Source organism: Paenibacillus sp. FSL H8-0168, from assembly GCF_038592955.1.
GTDB lineage: Bacteria > Bacillota > Bacilli > Paenibacillales > Paenibacillaceae > Paenibacillus > Paenibacillus polymyxa_B.
Genome location: NZ_CP151948.1, coordinates 4,061,719 through 4,085,756, shown reverse-complemented (window position 1 = coordinate 4,085,756; position 24,038 = coordinate 4,061,719). Strand labels below are relative to the sequence as shown.

At 44.7% G+C, this 24,038-nt stretch carries 23 protein-coding genes; 19 read left to right on the top strand and 4 right to left on the bottom strand.

All coding sequences use genetic code 11. The features are described from left to right. Positions 1 to 157 precede the first annotated feature (157 nt). The 4 genes from MHI21_RS18005 to MHI21_RS17990 all read left to right on the top strand — a co-directional run bounded on the left by MHI21_RS18005 (position 158) and on the right by MHI21_RS17990 (position 3,514). Complete coding sequence (locus MHI21_RS18005; protein WP_342418655.1) at positions 158 to 508, top strand: hypothetical protein; 351 nt, start codon at positions 158 to 160, stop codon at positions 506 to 508. Between the two features lie 87 nt (positions 509 to 595). Further along, the gene (locus tag MHI21_RS18000) at positions 596 to 1,402 is read left to right on the top strand and encodes an alpha/beta hydrolase (protein WP_342418654.1); all 807 of its coding nucleotides are present in this window, start codon (positions 596 to 598) and stop codon (positions 1,400 to 1,402) included. Between the two features lie 24 nt (positions 1,403 to 1,426). After that, positions 1,427 to 2,410: a sensor domain-containing diguanylate cyclase gene (locus MHI21_RS17995; RefSeq protein ID WP_342418653.1), complete on the top strand. Its 984-nt coding sequence runs from the start codon at positions 1,427 to 1,429 to the stop codon at positions 2,408 to 2,410. Positions 2,411 to 2,551: 141 nt separating this feature from the next. Beyond that, positions 2,552 to 3,514, top strand: coding sequence for an AraC family transcriptional regulator (locus tag MHI21_RS17990; RefSeq protein WP_342418652.1), 963 nt, complete (start codon positions 2,552 to 2,554; stop codon positions 3,512 to 3,514). An 88-nt stretch (positions 3,515 to 3,602) separates the two neighbouring features. On the opposite strand, the gene MHI21_RS17985 is transcribed toward MHI21_RS17990, so the two are convergent. Beyond that, complete coding sequence (locus tag MHI21_RS17985) at positions 3,603 to 4,847, bottom strand: S-layer homology domain-containing protein (RefSeq protein ID WP_342418651.1); 1,245 nt, start codon at positions 4,845 to 4,847, stop codon at positions 3,603 to 3,605. A gap of 306 nt (positions 4,848 to 5,153) precedes the next feature. Further along, on the bottom strand, positions 5,154 to 6,914 hold the full coding sequence (locus tag MHI21_RS17980; protein ID WP_341163520.1) for a methyl-accepting chemotaxis protein: 1,761 nt from the start codon (positions 6,912 to 6,914) through the stop codon (positions 5,154 to 5,156). 380 nt (positions 6,915 to 7,294) lie between these two features. Between MHI21_RS17980 and MHI21_RS17975 the strand changes: the two genes are divergently transcribed. Both MHI21_RS17975 and MHI21_RS17970 read left to right on the top strand, forming a co-directional pair. Beyond that, positions 7,295 to 8,497 carry an MFS transporter gene (locus tag MHI21_RS17975; protein ID WP_342418650.1) on the top strand — a complete coding sequence of 401 codons (1,203 nt, stop codon included), beginning with the start codon at positions 7,295 to 7,297 and terminating at the stop codon, positions 8,495 to 8,497. A gap of 84 nt (positions 8,498 to 8,581) precedes the next feature. Further along, on the top strand, positions 8,582 to 8,749 hold the full coding sequence (locus MHI21_RS17970; RefSeq protein ID WP_342418649.1) for a hypothetical protein: 168 nt from the start codon (positions 8,582 to 8,584) through the stop codon (positions 8,747 to 8,749). A 57-nt stretch (positions 8,750 to 8,806) separates the two neighbouring features. On the opposite strand, the gene MHI21_RS17965 is transcribed toward MHI21_RS17970, so the two are convergent. Next, a complete protein-coding gene (locus MHI21_RS17965) occupies positions 8,807 to 9,808 on the bottom strand; it encodes a hypothetical protein (protein WP_342418648.1) in 1,002 nt (333 codons plus the stop codon). Between the two features lie 308 nt (positions 9,809 to 10,116). On the opposite strand from MHI21_RS17965, the gene MHI21_RS17960 reads away from it, so the two are divergent. The 13 genes from MHI21_RS17960 (at position 10,117) to MHI21_RS17900 (ending at position 23,180) form a co-directional block, all read left to right on the top strand. Beyond that, a complete protein-coding gene (locus MHI21_RS17960; protein ID WP_172828265.1) occupies positions 10,117 to 11,127 on the top strand; it encodes an ABC transporter permease in 1,011 nt (336 codons plus the stop codon). 36 nt (positions 11,128 to 11,163) lie between these two features. Then, positions 11,164 to 12,072, top strand: a complete 909-nt coding sequence (locus tag MHI21_RS17955; RefSeq protein ID WP_342418647.1) for an ABC transporter permease — start codon at positions 11,164 to 11,166, stop codon at positions 12,070 to 12,072. Positions 12,073 to 12,107: 35 nt separating this feature from the next. Next, positions 12,108 to 13,700 (top strand): ABC transporter substrate-binding protein, encoded by a 1,593-nt coding sequence (locus MHI21_RS17950; protein WP_342418646.1) that lies wholly within the window; start codon positions 12,108 to 12,110, stop codon positions 13,698 to 13,700. 134 nt (positions 13,701 to 13,834) lie between these two features. After that, a complete protein-coding gene (locus tag MHI21_RS17945) occupies positions 13,835 to 15,106 on the top strand; it encodes an ArgE/DapE family deacylase (protein ID WP_023989677.1) in 1,272 nt (423 codons plus the stop codon). Between the two features lie 13 nt (positions 15,107 to 15,119). Next, entirely contained in the window at positions 15,120 to 16,055 is a 936-nt protein-coding gene (locus tag MHI21_RS17940) for a DUF1177 domain-containing protein (protein ID WP_341163528.1), read from the top strand. Positions 16,056 to 16,118: 63 nt separating this feature from the next. Beyond that, entirely contained in the window at positions 16,119 to 17,108 is a 990-nt protein-coding gene (locus tag MHI21_RS17935; RefSeq protein ID WP_061829731.1) for an ABC transporter ATP-binding protein, read from the top strand. Continuing rightward, complete coding sequence (locus tag MHI21_RS17930; RefSeq protein ID WP_342418645.1) at positions 17,092 to 18,093, top strand: dipeptide ABC transporter ATP-binding protein; 1,002 nt, start codon at positions 17,092 to 17,094, stop codon at positions 18,091 to 18,093. Before MHI21_RS17935 ends, MHI21_RS17930 begins: the two co-directional genes overlap by 17 nt. Before the next feature lie 214 nt (positions 18,094 to 18,307). Next, the gene (locus MHI21_RS17925; protein WP_165178567.1) at positions 18,308 to 18,751 is read left to right on the top strand and encodes an Hsp20/alpha crystallin family protein; all 444 of its coding nucleotides are present in this window, start codon (positions 18,308 to 18,310) and stop codon (positions 18,749 to 18,751) included. A 342-nt stretch (positions 18,752 to 19,093) separates the two neighbouring features. Further along, positions 19,094 to 20,095, top strand: coding sequence for a phosphotransferase (locus tag MHI21_RS17920; protein WP_342418644.1), 1,002 nt, complete (start codon positions 19,094 to 19,096; stop codon positions 20,093 to 20,095). A 90-nt stretch (positions 20,096 to 20,185) separates the two neighbouring features. Then, positions 20,186 to 21,337 (top strand): immunity 26/phosphotriesterase HocA family protein, encoded by a 1,152-nt coding sequence (locus MHI21_RS17915; RefSeq protein WP_342420222.1) that lies wholly within the window; start codon positions 20,186 to 20,188, stop codon positions 21,335 to 21,337. Between the two features lie 35 nt (positions 21,338 to 21,372). Further along, complete coding sequence (locus MHI21_RS17910; protein WP_341163531.1) at positions 21,373 to 21,891, top strand: hypothetical protein; 519 nt, start codon at positions 21,373 to 21,375, stop codon at positions 21,889 to 21,891. Positions 21,892 to 21,927: 36 nt separating this feature from the next. Next, positions 21,928 to 22,587: a DUF2625 domain-containing protein gene (locus MHI21_RS17905; RefSeq protein WP_342418643.1), complete on the top strand. Its 660-nt coding sequence runs from the start codon at positions 21,928 to 21,930 to the stop codon at positions 22,585 to 22,587. Between the two features lie 56 nt (positions 22,588 to 22,643). Next, the gene (locus tag MHI21_RS17900) at positions 22,644 to 23,180 is read left to right on the top strand and encodes an SMI1/KNR4 family protein (RefSeq protein WP_235309113.1); all 537 of its coding nucleotides are present in this window, start codon (positions 22,644 to 22,646) and stop codon (positions 23,178 to 23,180) included. 79 nt (positions 23,181 to 23,259) lie between these two features. Here the strand turns inward: MHI21_RS17900 and MHI21_RS17895 are convergent, their stop codons facing one another. Further along, on the bottom strand, positions 23,260 to 23,844 hold the full coding sequence (locus MHI21_RS17895; RefSeq protein WP_061829653.1) for an alpha/beta hydrolase: 585 nt from the start codon (positions 23,842 to 23,844) through the stop codon (positions 23,260 to 23,262). Positions 23,845 to 24,038: the final 194 nt, after the last annotated feature.

The following is a 24,038-nucleotide window of genomic DNA, read 5'->3' as shown; positions in this document are numbered from 1 at the left end:
GTACGCGCTGTTTCACTAAACACATGGGATGAAAATGACGGGGTTGTCGCTACAGAAATCCGCAAAATGTCTATGGGCACCAAGGAAGCAACAGGGCGTATTGAACAATCCTTGCAAGCCGTCAGACAATCAGTGTATAAGATGGGTGGTTACATGTATGAATTTGAATGAGTTAAATGAACAGAGTTACTCCGAACTAGAAGAATATTGGGTACATGTATTTCTGAATTTGTTAAAAGAACAGGATAAAGAGAAATGGATAATTCCTTATTACAATACATCCTTTTCTAATGGTCAGAAAATCATGGATATGAACCCCATTTTTTCGGCTAAATCAAAAACGAGTCACAAATCCATTAGGATCATACAAGAAGCGGTTAATGAAGAGGATGACGTTGAATATTGGATAGATACGAATCAGAAAAACGAACTAGTTATGGTTTGTTCATTATCCAAACAGCATGTACAAAAGGTGAAGGAAATCATTGAACGTTGGATTTCTGAATGAGATTCATTATCCATAAGCAAATCTTTTCCGATATAATAATGAAAAGAAGCCGATAGAACAGATACTACCTCAGAGAGGTGATTTATAATGACCGTTGACATTCTCGTACGTAATAATGTAAAAGTGCTGGGCTCAGGTAGCCAAACGATCGTATTTGCTCATGGCTTTGGATGCGATCAGGATATGTGGCGTTATATCGTCCCTAGCTTTATCGACAACTACCAAATCGTCTTATTTGATTACGTAGGCTCTGGAGATTCTCAAATTAAGTACTATGATTCAGAAAAATACAGTGACTTGCAAGGGTATGCCCAAGATGTGCTAGATATTATGGAAGCGCTAGAATTAAAAAATGTCATATTCGTCGGACACTCCGTTAGTAGTATGATCGGAATGCTTGCTTCTATCCGCAATCCCCAATATTTTGAGCGCATCGTCATGCTCGGTCCCTCTCCTCGTTATGTGAATGACCTGCCTTCTTACTATGGAGGCTTCGATAAGAGTGACATTGATGAATTGCTTGATATGATGCAAATGAACTTTATTGGCTGGGCTAGTTACCTGGCACCCATTGTTATGCAGAATCCTGAACGACAGGAATTAACCGAAGAGTTGGAGAAAACCTTTTGCTCAAGAGACCCTCATATTGCACGACAATTTGCGGAAGTGACTTTTTTTTCGGATTGCCGTGTCGATCTCCAGCATGCTTCAGTTCCTACACTGATTCTCCAGTGCTCGGACGATAGCATTGCTCCGATTGAGGTAGGGGATTATTTACGTACTCATCTTAAAAACAGCAGGCTTCAACAGATGAGGGCAAAGGGGCATTATCCTCACTTAAGTCAACCTGGAGAAACAAGCGAGCTGATTAAAGAGTATTTAGCCAGTGTGTAATATCAGAAGAAAGGCAGTTATGAAATGGATACTCAATTAGATAAAGCTCCCTGTGGATATTTCTCAATCTCGGATTCTGGCTTCATTCAATCGGTGAATCAAACTTTATTGGATATGCTACTTTATGATCGTAATGAATTGCTTGGACGGCCTATTGAATCCACAATGTCTGTTACCAACAAGCTATTTTTTCATACTTATTTTTATCCCTATATTCAGTTGTACGGGCATGTCGATGAGATGTACTTCTCGTTTCGGACAAGTGATCGACAGGATGTGCCTGTACTTCTAAATGGGGTACGTCAGGAGCGCAACGGAGAAACTGTTATTGATTGTGTAGTGCTTATGATGCGTAAGCGAATTGAACATGAGAGAGATATTTTGCAGACCAAAACCAAGCTTCAGGAATTATATCAGGCTACAAATGAAGCGAACCAGAAGCTTGAACGGTTGCACGAAGAATATGAAGTTAAACAGCAGGAGCTAGTAAGGATCAATCTACAGCTAGAAACGATGGCCTCAACGGACCCGTTGACTGGTCTTAAAAATAGAAGGTATTTCCAAGGACAATTACTAGCTAGCCTCGCGTCTTTTCGTGAGAGTGGAATATCTTTTTCGCTGCTTATCATTGATATTGATCGTTTCAAAAGTATTAACGATACTTATGGTCATCCGGTCGGCGACCTGGTGCTTACGAATCTGGCAGAATTACTGCAATCCATGTCACGGGACAGGGACATTGTCGCTCGATATGGGGGCGAGGAGTTCGTAATTATTCTTCCAGACAACGATCAAGAAGAAGCCATTCGTACAGCAGAAAGATACCGCTCCACGACAGCCTCGATGGATTGGGGAGAATATACCATTACTGTGAGTATTGGTGTGGCAACGGTTACGCAAGAGGATACGGAACAAACGATTGTTCATCAAGCGGATTTGGCACTATATGCTTCCAAAAGTGGCGGGAGAAATCGGGTCACTCATTCAGCAAATCTTGTAAAGAGATAGTATAGAGGCTTCTTAAAACTGTATGAAGAGTTGAGCTTACTCCAATAGGTCTGGTCAAACCATTCAAATTCAGCTACTATTATTGATAACGATTCTCATTTGGAGCATCGGAATGAATGAAAACATTTGAGGTGGACGCTTGTGAATTCAAACTCGTTATCATTAATATATCAGCATTATTTGGAAAAAACTCCGTTTAGACAACAGAATGAGCATACGTATATGATGTTACCGGAAGCGGGTCATGGGCATATTTACCGAGTTACAACTTACAGCGGAATTGAAATTGTATATTCGCACATTCAATATCACGAGCCGTATCCGACCAATTTTTCTTCCAGAGGACAAATGATTGAACTTCAATTTGCGCTTTCCGGTCAACGTCATGTGAATGTGGCTGGTCTGGATTATACACTCCCGATGGGGCAGGGTGCTCTTATTTTTTTACAGGATTTCAAAGCATGTTTCCATCCTCCGGTTAACGAACAATACCAATCATTTGCACTTGGCATTCCGATTTCGTTGTTTAATTATGCGGCTTCACAGTTAGCGGCTCGTCGGCAGGTAGCTATTGAATTTAATCAAATTCTTAAGGGAACTGCATTCCATCACTTTAGTTTTGAACTGGATCACAGAAGTATAGTGATGATTGAACATTTGATCAAAGACTTGAAAAGTGTGCATAAATCGCCTTTGTTAATGGAAGCAGCGGCACTTGAGATTTTAAATCGATTTATGATTCAATTATTTGATTTAACACCTATGCCCGAAGGTTTGTCTAAAGAAGATGTCAGAAAGCTGCATATGGCTCGGGAGATACTTGAATCCAGCATGATTGATCCACCTTCGCTGATCACATTATCCCAAAAGGTTGGATTAAACGATTTTAAATTAAAAAAAGGATTCAAAGCCTGCTTTGGAACTACTGTATTTGAATATTTGCGCCAAATTCGTCTCGATTATGCGATGAAGCTGCTCCGAAGCCAAGAAAGCAATGTGACTGAAGCTGCGATGGCTGTAGGATATAGCAATGTGAGTGCATTTTCAGAGCAATTTTTCCGGGAATACGGAGTGAAGCCATCCTCCTTAAAGAAGGTATTTTAAAATTTATTTTTTGACCGTTTTTTAAAAATATCAGGTAAATAAAAAGCTGGAACCCTGTATAGAAAGGATTCCAGCTTTTATTTGGTGCTTAATTCAAGATAGTTTCAGTACCCTCTGAATTGATGGTTGAAGTATGGGTACGAGACGCTTCTTCAATATTTTTGAATGCCCAGTAATCTGCGGGTACATCCTTCCATGTAGCCTGGGTCGTACCTTCCAGGGGTCCTCGTTTTAAGATGGTGTTCAAAATTGTAACGGTTTCTACTCGTGTTATATATTGATTGGGTTGGAAGCTGCTGTCGTTAAAACCAGTAATCCATCCTGCTTCAGCTAGCGCTTTAATTGAATCTCTTGCCCAATGCTTTTCGATATCGGTATAAGGAGATGCTGCGGTTTGCGTTCCTTTAAGCTGCTTCCAGGATGCGAGTATTGCTGCCATTTCTGCACGGGTAATGGGTTGCTCTGGCCGAAATGTTCCATCTGCATATCCATTCATGAAGTGTTGTGTCGTGAGTGCTATAATCGAATCTTTCGCCCAATACGTGCTAGGTACATCTTTGTATGCCAATAAGCTTTCTTTTGTTTCCAACTTCATAATTCTAGCCATCATCGCGGCAGTTTCAGCTCGTGTAATCGACTGGTCCGGTCGGAATGTGCCATCCTGATAACCGGTTATATATTTTTCATGCACAACCTCTGATTGCTCTACTGGCATGATTTCCGGAGTCGGCAAATCTGTCGGTAAAACCGATGGTGATGAAGGTGTGGTTGTTTCGCTAGAAGAAATAGACTCACTACTATCTGTACTATCCTTCTTATCTTTTTTACTGCTACTGCTGCCGTTACCAGTAGTAGCACCAGTTCCGCCAGTATTCCCAGTGTCTGCATCTCCATTTATAACCTGTATATACGCTTCAGAGGTACTCGGGACAAATCGAGCATCCCCACTATATATAGCAGTAATCGGGTGACTTCCCACACTTAAATTGCTTGTGGTATAGGTCGCAGTGGCATATCCATTTGCAATCCCATTTGGCGTCATCGTAAGCGTATCTAATATATTCGTACCATCCATAAGAACCACGGTGCCAGTTAAATCCTTCGTAATTTGTGGGGTTGAGATGGTTTTGATGCTAAACGTTACGGATTGACCTTGTTTAGAAGGATTTGTCCAACTCGTTACCGTGGTTTCAGTAGCATACACAGCATCTGTTACACTTGGTACTGGTGAGGAGGTCGCATACACAGCACTCCCAGAAAAACTCCATGACCAGGTCCCAAATAAGACGATAAGAGCAAGATAAGATAAACAAAAAGACTTGATTTTACTCATAAACTTCCTCCATAAATTTCCGGTGTCACGATGATTAGACTAAGATCCTTCATGATGACTAACCTGCTAATATGATTTCTTACACTACTGGATTACTATACTAAATGCTTCTGAACCAATTCTGAACAAAATCGACAAAAACCATGCCCAATTAACAGATCACGATTTGCGAGCCCTTCATAATACGAATGGTCAGTTTAGCGCGACGTTTTCGGAAAAAAATGAGCCTTCTTACCATGAACTAATGCTAATCTCACGGTAAGAAGGCTTTTAATGAAACCATATTGGAAACTACAGTTTATTCCACTAGTATCTAAATTTGACCGTTAGATCCTGTAACTTCTGAGACATATCCGACAAGGTCGTTGCCAGGCTGGTGATCTGCTGCATTGAAGCCAACTGCTCTTCTGCAGACGCTGCAATATTCTGCGAGTTGTCCGCCGCTTGAAGCGCCAGACTTGATACATTCTCTCCGCTCGCCGAAATTTCTTGGACACTTGCGGTTATTTGCTGCGTGATGCTCGCGAGCTCTTCTGTTTGCTGTGCGATATGATTGGTGGACGTCACAATTTTGTTAAACTGCTGCTCCGTCTCACTGGCAATTTTAATACCAGAGTCGACATCCTGTTTTACGCGTTCCATGGTCTTAAGCGAATGCTCCATATCTTTGCGCATATTCTGAATCAACTCGGAAATCTGCCCGGAAGACTGGTTCGATTGTTCGGCCAGCTTTCTTACCTCTGAAGCAACGACGGAGAAACCGCGGCCTTCTTCGCCTGCACGAGCAGCCTCAATCGAAGCATTTAAGGCAAGCAGGTTGGTCTGCTGTGCAATATCCGTAATGGCATGCAGCATCGTGTCGATCTGTTGAGTGCGTTCATCCAACATTCTCATAACCGCATCGGTTTCATTGACGGAATGGTTAATCAGGTCCATTTGCTTCACCGTATGTTGTACAGCAGTACCACCAACGCTCGCCATTTCCATCGCGTCTGCAGACGAATCAGCAATGGCCAAGGAGCTCTCCGTGATCCGCTGCATACCTATTGAAATTTCTTCAAGCGAGCTGGTTGTCTTCTGGAGCATCATCTGCTGCTCCTTAGCACCGGCCGCCGATTCTTGAATCGCGATGGTGATGTGCTCGGTTGCCTGTCCAGTGTGCTCTGCTCCAAGGGTCAATTCTTTCGAGGAAGTAGCTACCTGCTTTGTGGACAGATTTACCTCACCGATCAGAAATCTAATATTTTTAATCATATGATTGAAGTCCTGTGCAAGCTCGCCGATCTCATCTTTTGAATGAATTTTGACTTCTTCGACCGTTAAATCACCGTCCGCAACTGCGTTAAGCCGCTTTGCAATCATGATGATAGGCTTCGTAAAACGTCCCGAAACAAAGCTTACGATAATTGCTCCCAGAATAACCGCAACAGTCGTAATAATCAGGACAATATAAAGGACTTTGGTCGCCCCGCTGTTAAATTCGTTAAAATATGCTCCAGAACCGATGATCCATCCCCAATAAGGATCCTTTTCAACATAAGAAATTTTCGTCTCCACTTGATCTGTACCAGGTAAAGCCCATTTATAAGTGACGAATCCCCCGCCGTTTGTACCGACTTCTACAAACTCTTTTCCCACATGCACACCGTCTTCCGACACGGCATTCATTAAATTCTGGCCTTCATTTGAAGGGTTCATCATTGAAACGGCATCTTGGTTGACTGCCCACGGATAACCTGTTTTACCTACAGTATATTTAATCTTTATCGGTCTTTTGTTATTAGCATCTTTTACACCGAGCAGCTCGATGCGCAGTTTTTCCTGTGCTTCCTCCAATGTTAAATTACCGGCTTCGACTTGCCCATTGAGGAAACTAATCATACCAATTACCATTTGCACACTATTCTTAAGTGCCACTTTGCCTGATTCATTCATTTCATTCTTGGAAACAAAATAAGAACTGATTCCAATTACGAATGTGGGTACAATTAAAATAATTAAGCACATTATGGTTAACTTCGTTCTTAGTGATCTCACCTTCATATTTGATCCTATCTTTGTTTTCACTGCATTTCCCCCTTAGACATCGATATACAGACTCAACCCACAACTGCGCTAGTTACTAAAGGGTAAAAAGACTGTACATCATATATCGTAATAACATGTCAGGAAGTTAAGCCCTTTCATCTTGTCAGCGATGAAACCGTCTAAACTTCGTATCATGTTACGGCCCTCAGGTGAACTATGCGTCAAGGCCACTATAATCAACGGAACCCATTGGATCATAGAATTAAGATCATCTTATACTGTCCTGAAGGCTGGCCGCTGTTTTATTTGCTAAATTAAATCCGTTTAACCGCAAATTTATCCGTATACAGGCAGTAGTTTCTTGGTATGCTCCGTATACTTCTGCATAGAGAGAATCTATACCAGAGGAGTGTGCGAGGATGAATAGAATCAAAGGGAGCATCTTTTTCAGTGTTTTTGTGGCTATGCTAGGGCTCATGCTCATTGCTCCAATTATGCCGCCCCTTATTCGTGAGCTGGGGTTAAGAGAAAGTCATTCTGGGTTAATTATATCGCTTGGCTCCATAACGATGGCCTTAATGGCTCCAATTTGGGGGAATCTGAGTGATGCAAAGGGACGCAAGCCTGTGATTTTGCTTGGATTCATAGGGATGTGTGTAAGCTGCTTGCTGTTTACGCTTACTCTTTTTGCAGGATTAAAGGGTTGGCTCAGCGGGGGAATGCTGTTAGTCCTGCTGATTGTTACACGCGGCTTGATCGGCGGGTTTATCCCGGCGGTATTGTCATCCTCCCAAGCTTACATGGGAGACGTGACCGAGGGCGAAGATCGAGGTAGTGGCATGGCTATCATTAGCGCGGCCAATGGACTTGGATTAGTATTTGGGCCCGCTATTGCAGGCGCCTTTACTTTAATAGGCTTGCTGTGGCCTTTGTATTTTGGAATCGTGATTGCGGCTGTAGCATTTGTAGTGGCCTTGCTGGCAATTCCGTCTGCCAAGCCTGTTATTCAGCAAAAGCCAGCTCGGATTAACCCTTTTCAACCTGGTCTACGAATGTATTTGTTTGCAGGTTTGGTTACGATGATTAGTATTGTGACCATCCAGGTTATAGGCGGATTTTATTTTCAAGATCAATTAGGCCTTTCATCCGAAGAAACAGCAAGAGTGGTTTCCTTTGGGCTTATGTTTTCTGGGGCGGCGATGTTGATTGTACAGATCGTTCAAATGAAATGGCTTAAATGGCAACCCAAGCCAATGATTTTGCTCGGCTCTCTGTTCCTTATTGTCGGTATGCTGCTATTCCTCATGTCAGCCAGCATGGTCGTTTACTATTTTGCGTTCTTTATGTTTGGTATAGGTACAGGCTTGCTAATGCCTGGATTTATGGCCGGGGCTTCTCTTTCTGTCAGTAAAGAACAGCAAGGAGGAGCCGCTGGTCTGGTGGCTACTGTCCAAGGCATTTCTGCGATTATGGCTCCTATTTTGACAACGACGCTATATCGGGTGGATAAATATATTCCTTTTGCTCTTATAGCAGTTCTGGTAGCTGTTATGGCCGTCATTATGTTGGGGATAAGAAAGAGAAAAGGGAATAGTGAACTGGTATCTCAGAAGGCCAAATAATTTGATGAACCCATAGGCTTTCGCGCTATATTCACGAGAAGCCTATTTTGTTTGCTGGTTTGAATGATAGTCAAAAGGTCTCAATTGTCTATTTCATATTGGTGGCGAAGATGCGGTGAAGTGGAGGAAAGGAATGTACAGGGTGCTGGAAGAAGAGGAGCGTGCTGCGGAATGATTCGAGCTGTAGCCGAAGACAATACTGGATATACCTTTGAACCGCTGCTTCGAGGGGCGACCGAACGGCAGCGCTGAGTCGAATGCCTCGTTCTTTGCAGAACGCGCGACAGCCCCCTCATCGCAACTGGATTACTACCTTTGCTTCTGAAGTCTGATTAACCTCTGCTCCAATTTGGTACCTCCCATAAATTTGCTAACAGATACAGCAAGCTGATATTGATCGGTCCCCATATGGTTAGCGGCAGGTTGAAGAATCTCTTTTATCGTTTGCCATAACGAAGCAGCCTGCCGGCTTTCTGCTCCAAAATGGAAGATGATGTGGATAGAGGCCGTAATAATATTGCGACCAAGTCCGTACAGAAACCATTCTTCTTCCTTAGTAATAAGCGGAATAATGGTTTCCATCATTCTCCATGCCTCATTTAATCGTCCTGCTTCAATGAACTTCTCTGCTAGGCTAGATGCAGTAGAACAGTAGTTATGATGATTCCCTTCGGTTTTCTCTATTTCGGTCAGCTTTTTAAGAGCTTCAATTTCACCTTCTGCATGGTTGCGCCATCTCTCATGATAAACGAGTGTCTGCAAATTTTCTTTGTTCCAATCCGTCTGATCCTTGATCCACAAATCGATAAATAATGATATATAAACATCTTCCCCGAGCTCGCTCGCGATATTGATGCAATCCTCGATATTAGCTGCATCTTTGCTGAATAAATAATTTTCCAAAATCAACTCTGGGTCAAACCCGGCATATGTATCGAAATTGGCCTCCTTGGCCTGCTGGAACAAGATTTGGTCCTGCTCACGCTCATACTTTTGCAGTAAAAAAACGGCGTAATACAGAGCATCGCCAATCCCCTGAAAACTGTTCGTTTCCCTGTTTATAATCTCATTAACGAGCAACCTTCTAACAATCGGTTCGTAATGCGGGGCATATCGATCCTCGCGATTATACATAGCCAAAAGCACCTTCAAGCGATTGGTATAATTGGCATCACTCTTTCCATATTTCTCACTGTGCTTTTCCAAATAATCGACCTTCGAAAAATCGGCGTGATTACCTAGTAGACTCTGCAGCATTTCATCATAGGGTGTCATCATCTGATCCAACAGCTTTCTGTAGTTCGTTTCCAATACTGTGATTCTCCTTTCCTGATCGACCTAATACTACAATCCATATTTACAAAAAACAAGCGATTTCCTTTTAAAAGGGGATTGCCTGTTTTGCATTATGCTGTTTTTGATTTCTCAAACCAGATAATACATAACATTCAAACTACATATTGAGTCACTTTAGTGCACAAACGACAAATTTCGTCATTATTTTTAGTTATTCAGGACGTGGAAACCGTTCTTGTTCCTTAGTACAATGATAAAAATAACAAGTGATGAAAAGAAAGATGACAAATAGACGAGGGGTTACGGATAAGGGGGGACGAACTGTGGCCGTATACACACTACGTAGATTGGTACAAATGATTCCAGCACTGCTTGGTATTGTCGTCATTACATTCATGATCTCAAGAGTGCTTCCAGGTGATCCTGCTGTGATGCTTGCGGGGGAACAGGCTACACCCGAGACGATTGAAAATATTCGCAGCAGTATGGGACTGGATCAACCGAAGTACATTCAATTCTTTCATTATGTAGTGGGATTGTTCCATGGTGATCTGGGTCAGGCTTATCACACCGGACAGTCAGTGGCAAGCGACTTTGCTACCCGGTTTCCAGCAACCATCGAGTTGGCACTGGCAAGCTTGGTTATTGCGATTCTGGTGGCAATCCCGATCGGTATTCTGGCGGCAACCCGTAAAGAATCGATTGTTGATCACATTTCACGCGTGTTTTCCTTGATCGGTGCATGTATGCCCATTTTCTGGATTGGCCTGTTATTCATTTATATTTTCTATGCTAAATGGGGCATCGCTCCTGCGCCCATGGGTCGAATTAGCGGTGATATCAATCCGCCGACGCACGTTACGGGACTTTATGTACTCGATAGTCTGATGACCGGTGATTTTGTAGCTTTAAAAAGCAGTTTATCCCATTTGGTTCTACCAGCTGTCTGTCTCAGCACAGGCACTATGGCGATTGTGGCACGGATGATGCGCTCCAGCATGCTGGAAGTCATCGGTCAGGATTTTGTTCGCACAGCCAGAGCCAAAGGTCTGCGCGAAGGAATTGTCATCTATAAGCACGCACTCATTAACGCTTTTATTCCAACGCTTACCGTACTTGGTTTGCAGGTTGGGTACCTGATTGGTGGAGCCGTTATTACCGAAACCATTTTTACCTGGCCAGGAGTGGGCAGTTATGTGACGGACTCCATTTTGGCAGCTGATTACGCACCGATTCAAGCATTTACCCTCGTAAGTGCGCTGATTTACAGCTTTATCAATCTTGGAGTCGACTTGGTTTACGGATTGATTGACCCACGTATCCGGTACGAGTGATAACAATGAAGCACAAAAGTAGGGGGAGGTACTCGGATGAGCACTGCAAGTGATTTGGTGGCAAAAGCGGCTGTACCTCAGCCCAATGCAGCCGCTATACCGAAACGTAAGACCTTTTGGCGATTACTGTTTGGCAATAAACTCGCTTTAATCGGATTCATTTTTATCGTTGGCTGGACGCTCATTGCCATCCTCTCATCATGGATCGTTCCACATGATCCTTATGTAACCGACCCGGCGAACAAGCTGCTACCGCCAAGTGTAGAACATTGGTTTGGGACCGATAATTACGGACGCGACATTCTCAGCCGTGTCATTTACGGAGCCAGAATCAGCATATGGACCGGGATGATCGCCGTGTCGATCTCATTTATCATCGGCGTACCGCTTGGAGCCATCGCAGGTTTCTATGGCGGTCGAATGGGCAGCATTATTATGCGCTGTATGGATATACTGTTGGCTTTCCCGTCGCTGGTACTCGCCATGGCTATTGCTGCAGCGATGGGACCAGGACTGATGAGTGCACTTATCGCCGTGGGTATTGTAGGCATACCCGAATTCGCCAGGCTGATTCACGGACAAACCATCTCTCTCCGGGAAAAGGAGTTTGTTGAGGCCAGCCGGGCGATTGGTGTAAAGAACGGAACGATCCTGTTTCGCCACATCTTGCCTAATGCACTTGCCCCACTGCTTGTGAATGCAACGCTTGGAATGGGCTTCGCCATCCTGACCTCAGCCAGTCTCAGCTTCCTGGGACTCGGTGTGAAACCCCCGATTGCCGAGTGGGGCGCAATGATTTCGGAAGGGCGAGCGTATATCATTTCCGGTGAGTGGTGGATTGTAACTTTCCCGGGTCTTGGAATTGCGACAGCTATTTTGGGCTTCAATTTGCTTGGAGACGGTTTGCGGGATGTTCTTGATCCAAGACTGCGCTCTAGCAAATAAAAATAAATATATCATTAAAGGGGAGAACGTAAGCCATGTTGAAAAAAAATCTTTCTCTAATTGTCGTCTTGTCTACGTTGCTATGGACGGCAGGCTGTGCGAGCAATGCTAACAGCCCGTCCGCTTCATCTGGAGAGAAAGGCGCAGATGCCCCATCCCCACCAAAGACGATTACACTTGCTTACTCTGAAGGAGGGTCAACCATGGACCCTGCTGAAGCAAGTGATCTTACATCGGACACCCTTGTGCTTGCGCTCTATGATCAGCTTGTGACCTACGGCAAAAAGTCTACGGATAGCGGCGAAGTGGCAGATACGGAAGCCATTAAGCCCATGCTGGCTGAAAAATGGGATGTGTCCGCTGATAACATGACTTATACGCTTCATCTGCGTAAAGACGTTAAATTCCAAAGCGGCAATCCGCTAACCGCCAATTCCGTGTTGTATTCCTTTGAACGGCTTAAAAATTCCGATTCAGGTAGCTTTCTGTATGGTATGAGCTCCATTAAAACCGCTACAGCGCCAGATGAGCACACCGTTGTCGTTACATTGTCCCAACCCAATCATATGTTTCTGCAAATCCTGTCATTGTACAACTTCTCCATTGTGGATGATGTGCTTGTCAAAGAAAATGGCGACGGCGACTATTTGAAAACACATGCGGCAGGTTCAGGTCCGTTCAAGCTTGAAAAATGGGACCCTGCGACAGAAGCTGTCTTTAATGCTAATGACAGCTACTGGCAAGGAGCGCCAAATCTGAGCAAAGTAACGATGAAGTTTACCAAGGAAGCTTCCAACCGTGTACTTCTGCTGGATAAAGGCGATGTCGACATGGCGATTGAGATTCCTGCAAAGGATGTTTCGAAGCTGGAAACCAACGCTGATCTGAAGGTTCAATCCAATGCAAGTAACCGGATTCTGTATTTCGCCATGAATAACAAAGTCAAACCTTTTAATGATCCAAAAGTGCGTCAAGCAATTGCTTATGCTATTCCTTACGACCAATTAATCGACGATGTCATGTACGGTCAAGCAAAGCAAATGAAGAGTTCTGTAGCGAGTAACACGCCTGGCTACACCGATGCGGGCTACAGCTACAAGCACGACCTGGACAAAGCAAAACAGCTGCTTACAGAAGCGGGTTATCCTAATGGGTTTAATTTTGACCTGACACTGGGTTCCGGCTTCCAGGACTGGGCAGATGATGCTGTATTGATTCAAGCTGAACTTGCCAAGATTGGCGTAAAGATGAATGTTGTCAATGTTGCTCGTGCACAGTTCCTTGAACAGCAACGAGAAGGCAACCTGACAGCATACATTTCCAAATGGACTTCCTTCGTCAACGACCCTGGTTATCATCTCGGGTTTCTGATGTACAGCGGCGGTTCATCGAATTATATGCATTACGCTAATGCAGAAGTGGATAAGCTTTGGGAACAAGCAGGCAAAGAGCAAGATGAAAATAAACGTAAAGAGCTGTATGGCAAAGCACAAGAACTTATAAATCAAGATTCGCCATGGGCGTACCTGTATGAATACAATCGCGTTGTTGGCATGAGCAAAGACGTCACTGGATATGTCTACTACCCAGATGAGGTTATCCGATTCTATTCATTGAATAAAGAGTAAGTTGTGATCTTACCTTATGCCTTCGGTTTTTACAGCCGAAGGCTATCATTTTACACCTGAAGGAGGAAGCTGATCCCGATGGATCGTAAAAAATGTAGTTGGCTAAATGGAAAACGTGAAGGGACTGAATGGAAATGACAGATTGGAAAACGTTAGTTCTTGATGAAATAGATAAACGGCAGGACGAATTGCTTGAGCTATGCTCGCGGTTGATTCAATTTCCTTCGGAAAATCCTCCAGGTGATTCACGCGAAATTAGTCAGTTCATTATGGACTATCTTAAAGAAGCAGGTATAGAAACAACGGTGCATGAATCCGGGCCGAATATGTGGAATCTCATTTCTGATTATGGCGCTGAAACGGCGGACGGAAAAAAACTGATTTTCTGTGGGCATACAGACGTTGTGCCGGCAGGGGATCGTACTCGTTGGGATTTTGATCCGTTTTGTGGTGAAATACGTGATGGCTATCTCCTGGGTCGCGGTGCTTCGGACATGAAAGCCGGACTGGGCGGATTAATATTTACCGTTGCGCTGTTCTCCAAACTAGGCGTACCACTCGAAGGTGCGTTGTCGTTGCTTGTAGTTCCAGACGAGGAAACCGGGGGACATCTTGGAGTACCTTGGGTGCTGGAAAGAAAGCTGATTGAAGGAACAGCTGCTGTGATCGCAGAGCCTTCAGGCCCGCAAAACCCGACCATCGGGCAAAAAGGAAGCTGCTGGTTTGAATTTACCGTTGAAGGCACACCGGGTCATGGCAGTTTGCAGCCGATAGCAGGTGAAAGTGCTATTTTGAAGGCAGCAAAAGGAATTGAAGCGCTGCAACAACTGTGGGACATCAAGCCGGACATCCCGGAAGAAGTCAAAGAGATCATTGAAATTTCCAAGCGTTATGCAAGTGAACGGGAGAACCCAAGCTATGGACAAGCGTTTGATCATGTAACAGTGAACATTGGTACGATTCAGGGAGGCACCAAAGTCAATGTGGTTGCAGACCGTTGCACAGTGCAAGTGGATTCCCGTGTTCCATTTGGCGTAGACCACCGGGATGTACTGGCCAAAGCCAAAGAATTGCTTGCAAGTGTAGGCATTGACGCGGAACCCAAACAATTCGGATTTTATGGTAATGCCAACTGGACCCCTCCAACCGAGCCGATTGTACAGGAACTTGTGGAATCTATCGCTGAGGTCAGCGGTAAAGAGGCCTATGGCGTACTGCAATGGGCAACCAGCGACGCACGTGCATTCCGCAAATACAATATCCCGGTATTGCAATACGGTCCTGCCGAACTGTCGACCATTCACAATTTTAATGAAAAAGCTCCGGTATGGCAGATCATTCAATCTGCGAAAGTATACGCCTTGACGGCGCTTAAATATCTGAAAACAACACAAAAAGAAGCATAAGGGGATCTGCCGTATGATGAAACAAGTTTTTGAAGTCTATGACCTTTTGGATAGTCCGTTTGCCAGCGGGGCAGAAGTCAAAGCTTATTTGGAACAACTGGGTCAAGCGGAGATTACGGTCTCCACCGTGAAAGGTGAAAAGGGGTCTACGGATTTTATTAAAATTGTCATTGCCGGTAAAACGGGTCGCATTCAGGGGGGCGATTCTCCAACCTTGGGTGTAGTAGGGCGACTTGGTGGACTTGGAGCACGACCGGAGATGATCGGATTTGTATCCGATGGTGACGGTGCGGCAGCGGCAATTTCTGCGGCGGCTAAACTTTTGAGCATGCAGTCCAAAGGAGATGTGCTTGATGGAGATGTGATTATCTGTACACATATTTGTCCAGATGCACCTACTCAGCCCCATGATCCGGTTCCATTTATGGATTCACCCGTAGATATTTTGACGATGAACAAATATGAAGTGACACCCGAAATGGAAGCGATCCTGTCCATTGATACGACCAAAGGGAATCGGGTCATTAACCATAAAGGTATTGCCATTTCCCCTACTGTACGTGAAGGCTATGTGCTACGAATTAGTGAAGACCTCGTCGATATTGTTCAGACCGTTACTGGCGAACCGTGTGTCACGTTTGCTGTAACTACGCAGGACATCACACCTTATGGTAACGACCTGTATCACATCAACAGCATTTTGCAACCAGCGGTGGCAACTTCCGCTCCAGTGGTTGGTGTAGCCATCACGGCCGCTGCTCCTGTCCCAGGCAGTGCAACGGGGGCCAGCCACGAAAGCGATATTGCGCTGGCGGCCAAATTGGCTGTAGAAACAGCCAAAGCTTATGGACGTGGGCAATGCTCTTTTCATTCGGAAAAGGAGTTTCAACATATTACTAAATTGTACGGTACCATGAGGCATCTGCAAACGATGGGTAAGTCTGAATAAGCTTATTCCCTAAGAAAAAAAGAACATGAAGGATCAATGATGGACAAGGAGGAGGAAGAGGGCATGGCACAACTGCTTGAAGTAACCAACCTCCGGACGGAGTTCAAGACTGCGGCTGGCACCATCCGGGCTGTGGACGGCGTCGATCTATCGGTTGGCAAAGGCGAAACACTCGGAATCGTTGGCGAATCCGGGTGCGGCAAGAGCATTACCTCCCTTTCCATTATGCAGCTCCTCCCCAAGGGACTTGGGAAAGTAGCCGCTGGGGAAGTACGGTTTAACGGTGAAAACATGCTGGATTTTTCGGAGCGGAAAATGCGCTCGATTCGTGGCAACGAGATGGCTATGATTTTTCAGGAGCCCATGACTTCGCTAAATCCTGTGTTCAAAATCGGCAAGCAAATTGCGGAGTCTGCCCGCTACCACCACGGTGTAAGCAAACACAAAGCAAAAGACATGGCTGTGGAAATGCTGACGAAAGTAGGAATTCCACGTCCAGAAAAAGTAGCCGCTTCTTATCCGCATGAACTCTCGGGCGGTATGCGCCAACGGGTGATGATTGCGATGGCGATGGTGTGCAATCCGAAGCTGCTGATCGCCGATGAACCGACAACGGCACTCGATGTAACCATTCAAGCACAGATTCTTGACTTGATGCGTGAGCTGCAGAAGTCCGAAGGAACTTCCATTCTGATGATTACTCATGACCTTGGTGTCGTTGCTGAAATGTGCGATCGGGTCGTGATTATGTACGCCGGACAAGTGGTAGAAGAAACCGATGTAAAAACGCTTTTTAAAGATCCCAAGCATCCGTATACACAAAGTTTGCTAGCCTCACTGCCGCAATTGAACAGTGATCAGGAGCGTCTGGCTTCCATTCCGGGCCAGGTTCCCAACCCGCTCGATATGCCAAAAGGCTGCCGCTTTGCACCGCGTTGTCAGTTTGCTAAGGAAATTTGCCGTGCAGAGGCCCCGGAGCTTACAGAAGTGGAACCCGGACACAAAAGCCGCTGCTTGCTACAGCAGGAGGGATATCATGAGTACACTGCTTGAAATACGTAATTTGAAAAAACACTATCCGATCAAAAAAGGACTTTTTTCCAAACAAGTGGGAGTAGTCAAAGCGGTGGATGGTATTAACCTGACTGTAAAGCAGGGTGAAACCCTGGCAATCGTGGGAGAATCCGGCTGCGGCAAATCCACAACTGGACGGGCAATTCTCAGATTGATCGAACCGACGGATGGAGAGATTCTGTTTAATGGCACGGATATACGTAAGCTAAACACAGAGCAGCTGCGCAAATTCAGAACGGATATGCAGATGGTGTTTCAAGATCCGTTTGCTTCGCTTGATCCCAGATGGACGGTACAGCAGGTGCTGGAAGAACCGCTCATCACGCATGAAAAGCTAAGCAAAACGCAGCTCAAAGAGCGGGTGGACGAGCTGCTCGAAGTGGTCGGATTGTCTCCTTATCACGCCCATCGTTATCCGCATGAGTTCTCGGGTGGTCAACGCCAGCGGATCGGGATCGCAAGGGCACTGGCGCTTCATCCCAAATTTATCGTGTGTGACGAGCCAGTCTCGGCCCTCGATGTGTCGATTCAGGCGCAAGTGCTCAATCTGATGAAGGACCTGCAAAAACAATATGACCTGACGTATATGTTCATTTCCCATGATCTGTCGGTCGTCAAATTTATCAGCGACCGCGTGGGTGTGATGTACCTGGGCAAGCTGGTCGAACTCGCACCGACCCAAGCAGTGTTCAGAGAGCCGCTGCATCCGTATACAAAGGCGCTAATGTCTGCGGTACCTGTAGCTGATCCGGAAGCGAAGCGTGATCGGATTGTACTTAAAGGGGATGTGCCCAGTCCAGAAAATCCGCCAAGTGGTTGTGCGTTTCATAACCGCTGCCCGGCAGCCATGGAGATATGCAGCAAAGTACAGCCCATCTTTGCCGAAGCTGCACCGGGGCGGCAGGTAGCCTGTCACTTGTACCCAGCTTCTACACCGGAACAAGCGATAGCAGGGCAAGCCTGAGTTGGCTGCCAAAGAATATGTAGTCTCTTGTGAAGTCAAAAGGTCAAAAAAGGTCAAATTGATTGAAATCTAAAACTATTTTTGACAGATCGCTTAGGATCGGGTTATTTCAGTATTTTCAGCCTCTTTTGAACTTTGAGCCTCGCTCTATTCGGTACTATAATATGAATCGTAAGGAACACAAACAACAACCAATTAAAAGGAGCTGATTTTCATGTTTGATCTGGTCCCATTTCGTAAAAGAAATGAAGACTTCTTTGGACAAATGTTTAAATCCTTCAATGGTATGGTTGATGACCACTGGCTTGCTCCATTTGGCAGCAACTCTCAGACGTTTCGGACGGATATTCGTGAAGAAAACGACAGATATCTGGTGGAAGCTGAGCTTCCAGGCATTGCAAAAGAAGATATCGACATCGATATTACCCATAATTATTTGACGATCCGTGCTAAACGGAATGAATATCATGAAGAGAAGGATGATACGAATAAAATGATTCGACGGGAGCGCCGTTCTGGGGAATTTGTCCGACGCTTCTATGTGGATCATGTTGATGAAGAAGGCATTAAGGCAAAACTGGATCAAGGTGTATTGAAACTTGAAATTCCTAAACGTCAGGGTGACGATCGTTCCCGCAGACAGATCCAGATTGACTAAAGGGGTATGATGTACAAGACAGGGCTGATTAATCAGTCCTGTTTTTTTGTGTACGTCCTGTTTAAAAAGACTCGATCACATTGTAAGTGAGCCTTTTAACTCTCCTTAATGCTACTGGAAAAACGTAGGATAAAACTCTTTGGACAAACACAGGACGGTTAGCTTGCGGAAGAGGTATTCCTCCTTCGGTTTAAATTCTTGTGAATTAGAGTCGCCCTCTGCTATAAAATAGGCTATCTGCTATGCTAAAATAATGAAATTACCTGTAAAGCTATTATAACCATACTTCTCGCATGCCGGGGGCAGCCGATGCTATGGACACGAAGAAGGGAGGATACATCCTTGGAAGCAATACTAAGACGGCACTGGCCGGAGTGGAACGGAACGTTGCAGAGACGAACCGGGGGTTGGAATAATACGACGTATTTTGTTAAGAGTGGTGGACGAAGCGTGGTGCTGCGCGTCTACGATACACACAGGGATCGGGATAAAATTGAATTTGAGCATGCGGTTTTGCAGGAGCTGAGTAAGCATTCTCTATCATTCAGAATACCCCAGCCTATTCCGACGGTCACGGGAGAGACGCTTGCTCAACTGGAGAAGGAAAGCGGTAAATATGTGTGTCTGTTCAAATACATAGAAGGTATATCACCCCTGGAGCAGGATTCAAGCTTTGCCTATTCTTTTGGCGAGGCTACGGGCGAATTATCGGCTGTGCTTGCGACAGTCAATCTTGATATGACCCCAGTCTATCGACCGTATTATGCTTTGCAGCAATCCTATCCATTGTGTAACCGGGAAACGGTTCAGGGCTTTTGTTTACATCCGCCTGAGCCTCTAAAGGATTTGCATGAAGAACTGCGATTAATAGGGGAAGCTTATGAAGAGATTGCAGATTCGCTTCATGCATTGGAAGAGTTGCCGCATCAGCTTGTACATGGAGACTTGAACGCTTCCAATTTGTTAGTAAAGGATTCGGATCATAGTCTAGTAACTGCACTGCTTGATTTTGAATTTTGTACGCTAGACGTTCGGGTCATGGAGCCGGCGGTCATCTTATCAGGATTTTTGGGACAACCGGAGGAGGAGACAGCCGTTCGGGATTTTTGCCGGGGATTCAGCCGCCAGGTTCATTTAAGCCACAACGAGATTGATGCTTTGCCTATATTGATGCTGCTTAGGAAGGTAGACGTATTTCTTCATTTTTTGAGTCGCTTTCTGGAAGGAACGGATCAGTCACACGTGTTGCAAGAGCAGGTCAAACAGATCGCTGCCGACTTGCTCCAGCTTTCTACCAGCAGTAGCTGGATTCAGGAGGAGTTGGTCCAAGCTGGAACAGTGTAGGAATAAACGAGCTACATGCTACGTTATGTTATAATCTTTGGGAAAATTGAACCCGGGTGCATTGAGATGTACTTGGAACTGGAGGAACAGATGAATCGTTGGCTAACGAACGCGTTACGACCGTACTTCGGGCTGGAGGTGCTGGAAGAGCATTGGGATGTGATAGAAATTAAAGATGGATACTTTATTTGTATGGATGGGGATGTTATTCGCAAGCGAATTTCTTCCACTGAGGATACCTATGGAGAATCCGATGTAGAGATTCTTACGCGTGACCAGGCATTTGTTTTGCCTAAAACGGCTCGTGGCAAAGAGAAAAAGCTGAATTACACAAGTGTTTCGAGCATCAAGGCAGAAGGCGTAACCTTTTCAGCAGGCATTCGAAGGGATCGTCCTCTTAGTTATGTTACTGCTGTGAATAGCAAAACGGGTGTGAAACTCCCTATTACGGGATGTGAGCATTTACATAGTAAAGAAGAGATCATCGATTGGCTTCAGCAATATCCGTCACTTGTGCCCAAGGATTACGATCACAGGCTGCACCGACTGAAGCATATGAAAAATCAGCGTTATAAAACGGTACCGGGAGACATCTTCCGCGTGGAAATAGACCTTTTCACAGATGGATATGTACTGGTCATTGGAGATCTGCGCCAAATGCAAAAGGATCAGTTGTTTGCAGAGGAAAGCATTTGGAACAGTGTCATGACCATGCCTTTATTCGTACGTCCATATTTGTTTACGAGTCGTGACCGTTCAACAGCTTTGGAATCTATCACATCCGCCCCGTTATCCGAAACAACCTGGATTATTATGGATGATTCCTTTATGCGGGGTGCCTACGAGCGGGTTGGACATAAGCTGTTAGTTGAAGAGGATATTGTGTTCCCCATCGGCTATGGCTGTAGTACGGATAGTAGAAAAGAAAGAACATATAGTCTATCCTGGGGAACGGGCACGGTTTCCAAACCGGAAGGGGAGACCGTGTTCAAGTCCTCACGAAAATTTTTAAATAACGGTGTGTATTCAAGTGTCGTTGCCGACTGTTTTGGCTCCTGGGAAGAGCGGGAGTGGTACAAAACGCTCGATAATCCGTTATATCAGGATGAGCGTCGAAAAGCACTGGCCGAATTCGGATTCCCGGAAGACATTTCGTATGATAAGTTCAACCGTCAAACGGGAGGACTGACGCGTTCGGAATATCTCGCATATTTGGCAAGAACCTATGGCGGGAAAAAGTGATACAAACGAATTGAATTTTTTAATAGGAGGGGCCCATGAAATATCTTAAGGATTGCCCGGAACCAGGCATGGGAACCTGGTATTTTGAAATAGATTCGGATGGCGTAGCCTATCGGCAAATTGTTATCCAGGATGACGGCACGTATATCGCCTCTAATCGCAAGCACGAGCAGTATCATTTCTTATTAGCTGAGAAAGCGATTGAATATACAGAGCCCTATTATACGCAAATTACAAAAAAAGAGTTTGAAGAAGTCTGGTCCAATTATCTTCGCACCTTCAACCAGGAATGGCATCAAATCAAAAATGCACTGCCCGTTGGAACTAAGGTAAAGGGTTATATTGAAGTATTTTTCCCACACGGTACGCTTATTCATATTTTCCAGCATCATGCGGTCGGATTGTCAGACACTCGTACATATGAGGAAAAGACACCATCCGAGTGGATGTATCCGAAGCATGAGGTCACGGCCATTGTAAAAGGATACGACGAAGTGAATCAGTGGGTGATTTTAGATCAAACGCAGGTTTTCAAACATCAGTTCGCAGGTTGAAAGTGAATTTTGGAATACGCGGGAAGGGGAATGAACATGCATACTTTAACGGTTGAAGAACTGGTGGATAAGGATAACCATGCATGGGAAGAGGTCAGAAATATTCTGAAAGAAGGCCAGAATTCACATCACATTGTATCGGCCGAATCGGAATCCGCTACGGGGGACACGCTGTACCGTTTGCAGGTGAGTACGAAATCGTATTTGGGAACAGTTGCCTATGAGACAGGAGGAATCGTGTTTGATTACGGTTGGATCACCTTGCTGGGTGCGGGTGGCTCTGGAATTTTTGGTAGCTTGACCTCATGGAACGGGCTTCAGGAGCCAGAAAGTGTTCCTGCACTTGAGGGGATGCTGATTGTGGCTTATGATGCAGCAGGTGGATTTTTTGGATTGGATACAGGAAAATTTGGACGTAGCGGTCATATCTACTATTTTGCACCAGATGCATTGGAATGGGAATCCACAGAGCTGGCCTATTCCGGTTTCTTGGGCTGGTTGGCTGAGGGAGATTTGGACTTGTTCTACCAGACATTCCGCTGGAACGGTTGGCAGAAGGATATGGAGCAACTTCAGCCGGGAGAGGTATTTGCATATTATCCGCCGCTATGGACTCGGGAAGGTGGAGGGGAGACCAGCAGCAAGTCGCCTATAGACATTACAAAAGTATGGCAGGCGGTAGTAGATAAGGAATAGCTTGCTCGGTAGAAACAACAACTCTTAGAGGCATCGAGGTATGGAGGTTGGCTGATATGTGGAGTATTCACTTTGAACAGCAGTTTGTAAAAAGTCTGGAAGCAACGGATGAACAAATCGTAAATTTTTTGAAAACATGGAACATAAAGCTATCGGAACAAGAGATTCACGAAATCAAGCAAAGACAAGTGAACCCTTTTCCAAAGTCGTCTCCATTCTATGATCAATATAAACCTTTAGATCCTGTGAGCTGGCATCTGCCCCAAGGGCAATTTCCTGACAGCTATATGGATTTTTTGAGATACTCTAACGGCGGGGAGTTTCAAAATGGAGAACGTTATTTTCAGTTTTTTAATACCGAAGATTTGAGAGAAATGAACCTTGCCTACGAGTTACCGGAATATATGCCGGGTGCTGTATCGTTTGCGATGGATGGGTGCGGAAACCACTATATGTTTGATATGAGAGAGGAAAAAAGAAACAATGAGTATCCCGTTCTTTTTGCTCATTCTGGTAGTTTGGGATATGACGAATGTGAACAGGTTGCCCATTCATTTATAGAGCTGTGTACGGAAAAATGGGCATTATATTGATGTATTGAACCCGCAATAATGAACCCTTCGCCGGTTCCATTTTGCGGGTTATGTAAGTTTTCAAACTAAGCCTGTCATGCTACTTATTTGCATTCATCATTTCAATTAACACTTGATGTACCATCGGTAAGGTGGTAAAACCGTCACTTTGTAAAAAGTGTCCTCCATGGTCTACTTCATGGAAATCGGCTTGGATGTCTTCAGCTAGTTTCTTACTGAGTGCAAAGGGCACAATTGTGTCATCCTTTGAAGCGATAACTGAACGCGCTTTTAGCGAATCCATGATTTGCTGATAATCCAAATGGCCATTTGTAAATTCATCTAATGACGGTAGACTCGGCACTGGATCAGTAAAACCGGAAACGAAAACGAGACCACCAAGTGGTTCTGGGATACTTACTTGCTGTAGGTATCTTAATATGGATACACATCCCAAGCTATGACCAATAAAATAGGTGTCTTTATGTAGAACTTTAATATTTTGTAATAGATGCTCGATCCACTCATTAAGTTTGGGGGATTGCGAGTTGGGCATCTCCAGTATACCTACCGATACTCCATCTTCCTGTAATTTGTCTTGTAACCAAGGGAACCAATGATCGGCTGGCGAAGCTGTGTATCCGTGGATTATATATACTTGTTTTTTATTTTGTATGTTTGTCACAATACTTTCTCTCCCATCATTCAGCGTTCGTTTTTTATATGTGCCCCACTTCGTGTAAGGACTCCTCTTCTAGTTTAGCAAATTCTTTAAGCCCATGAATATCTAAAATTTTGAGTTACATAGCAAATCCAAATATGAAGTTGCCTACTATAATATTCTTATTTTTGCAGTACCGTTATTTTACTTATAAATTT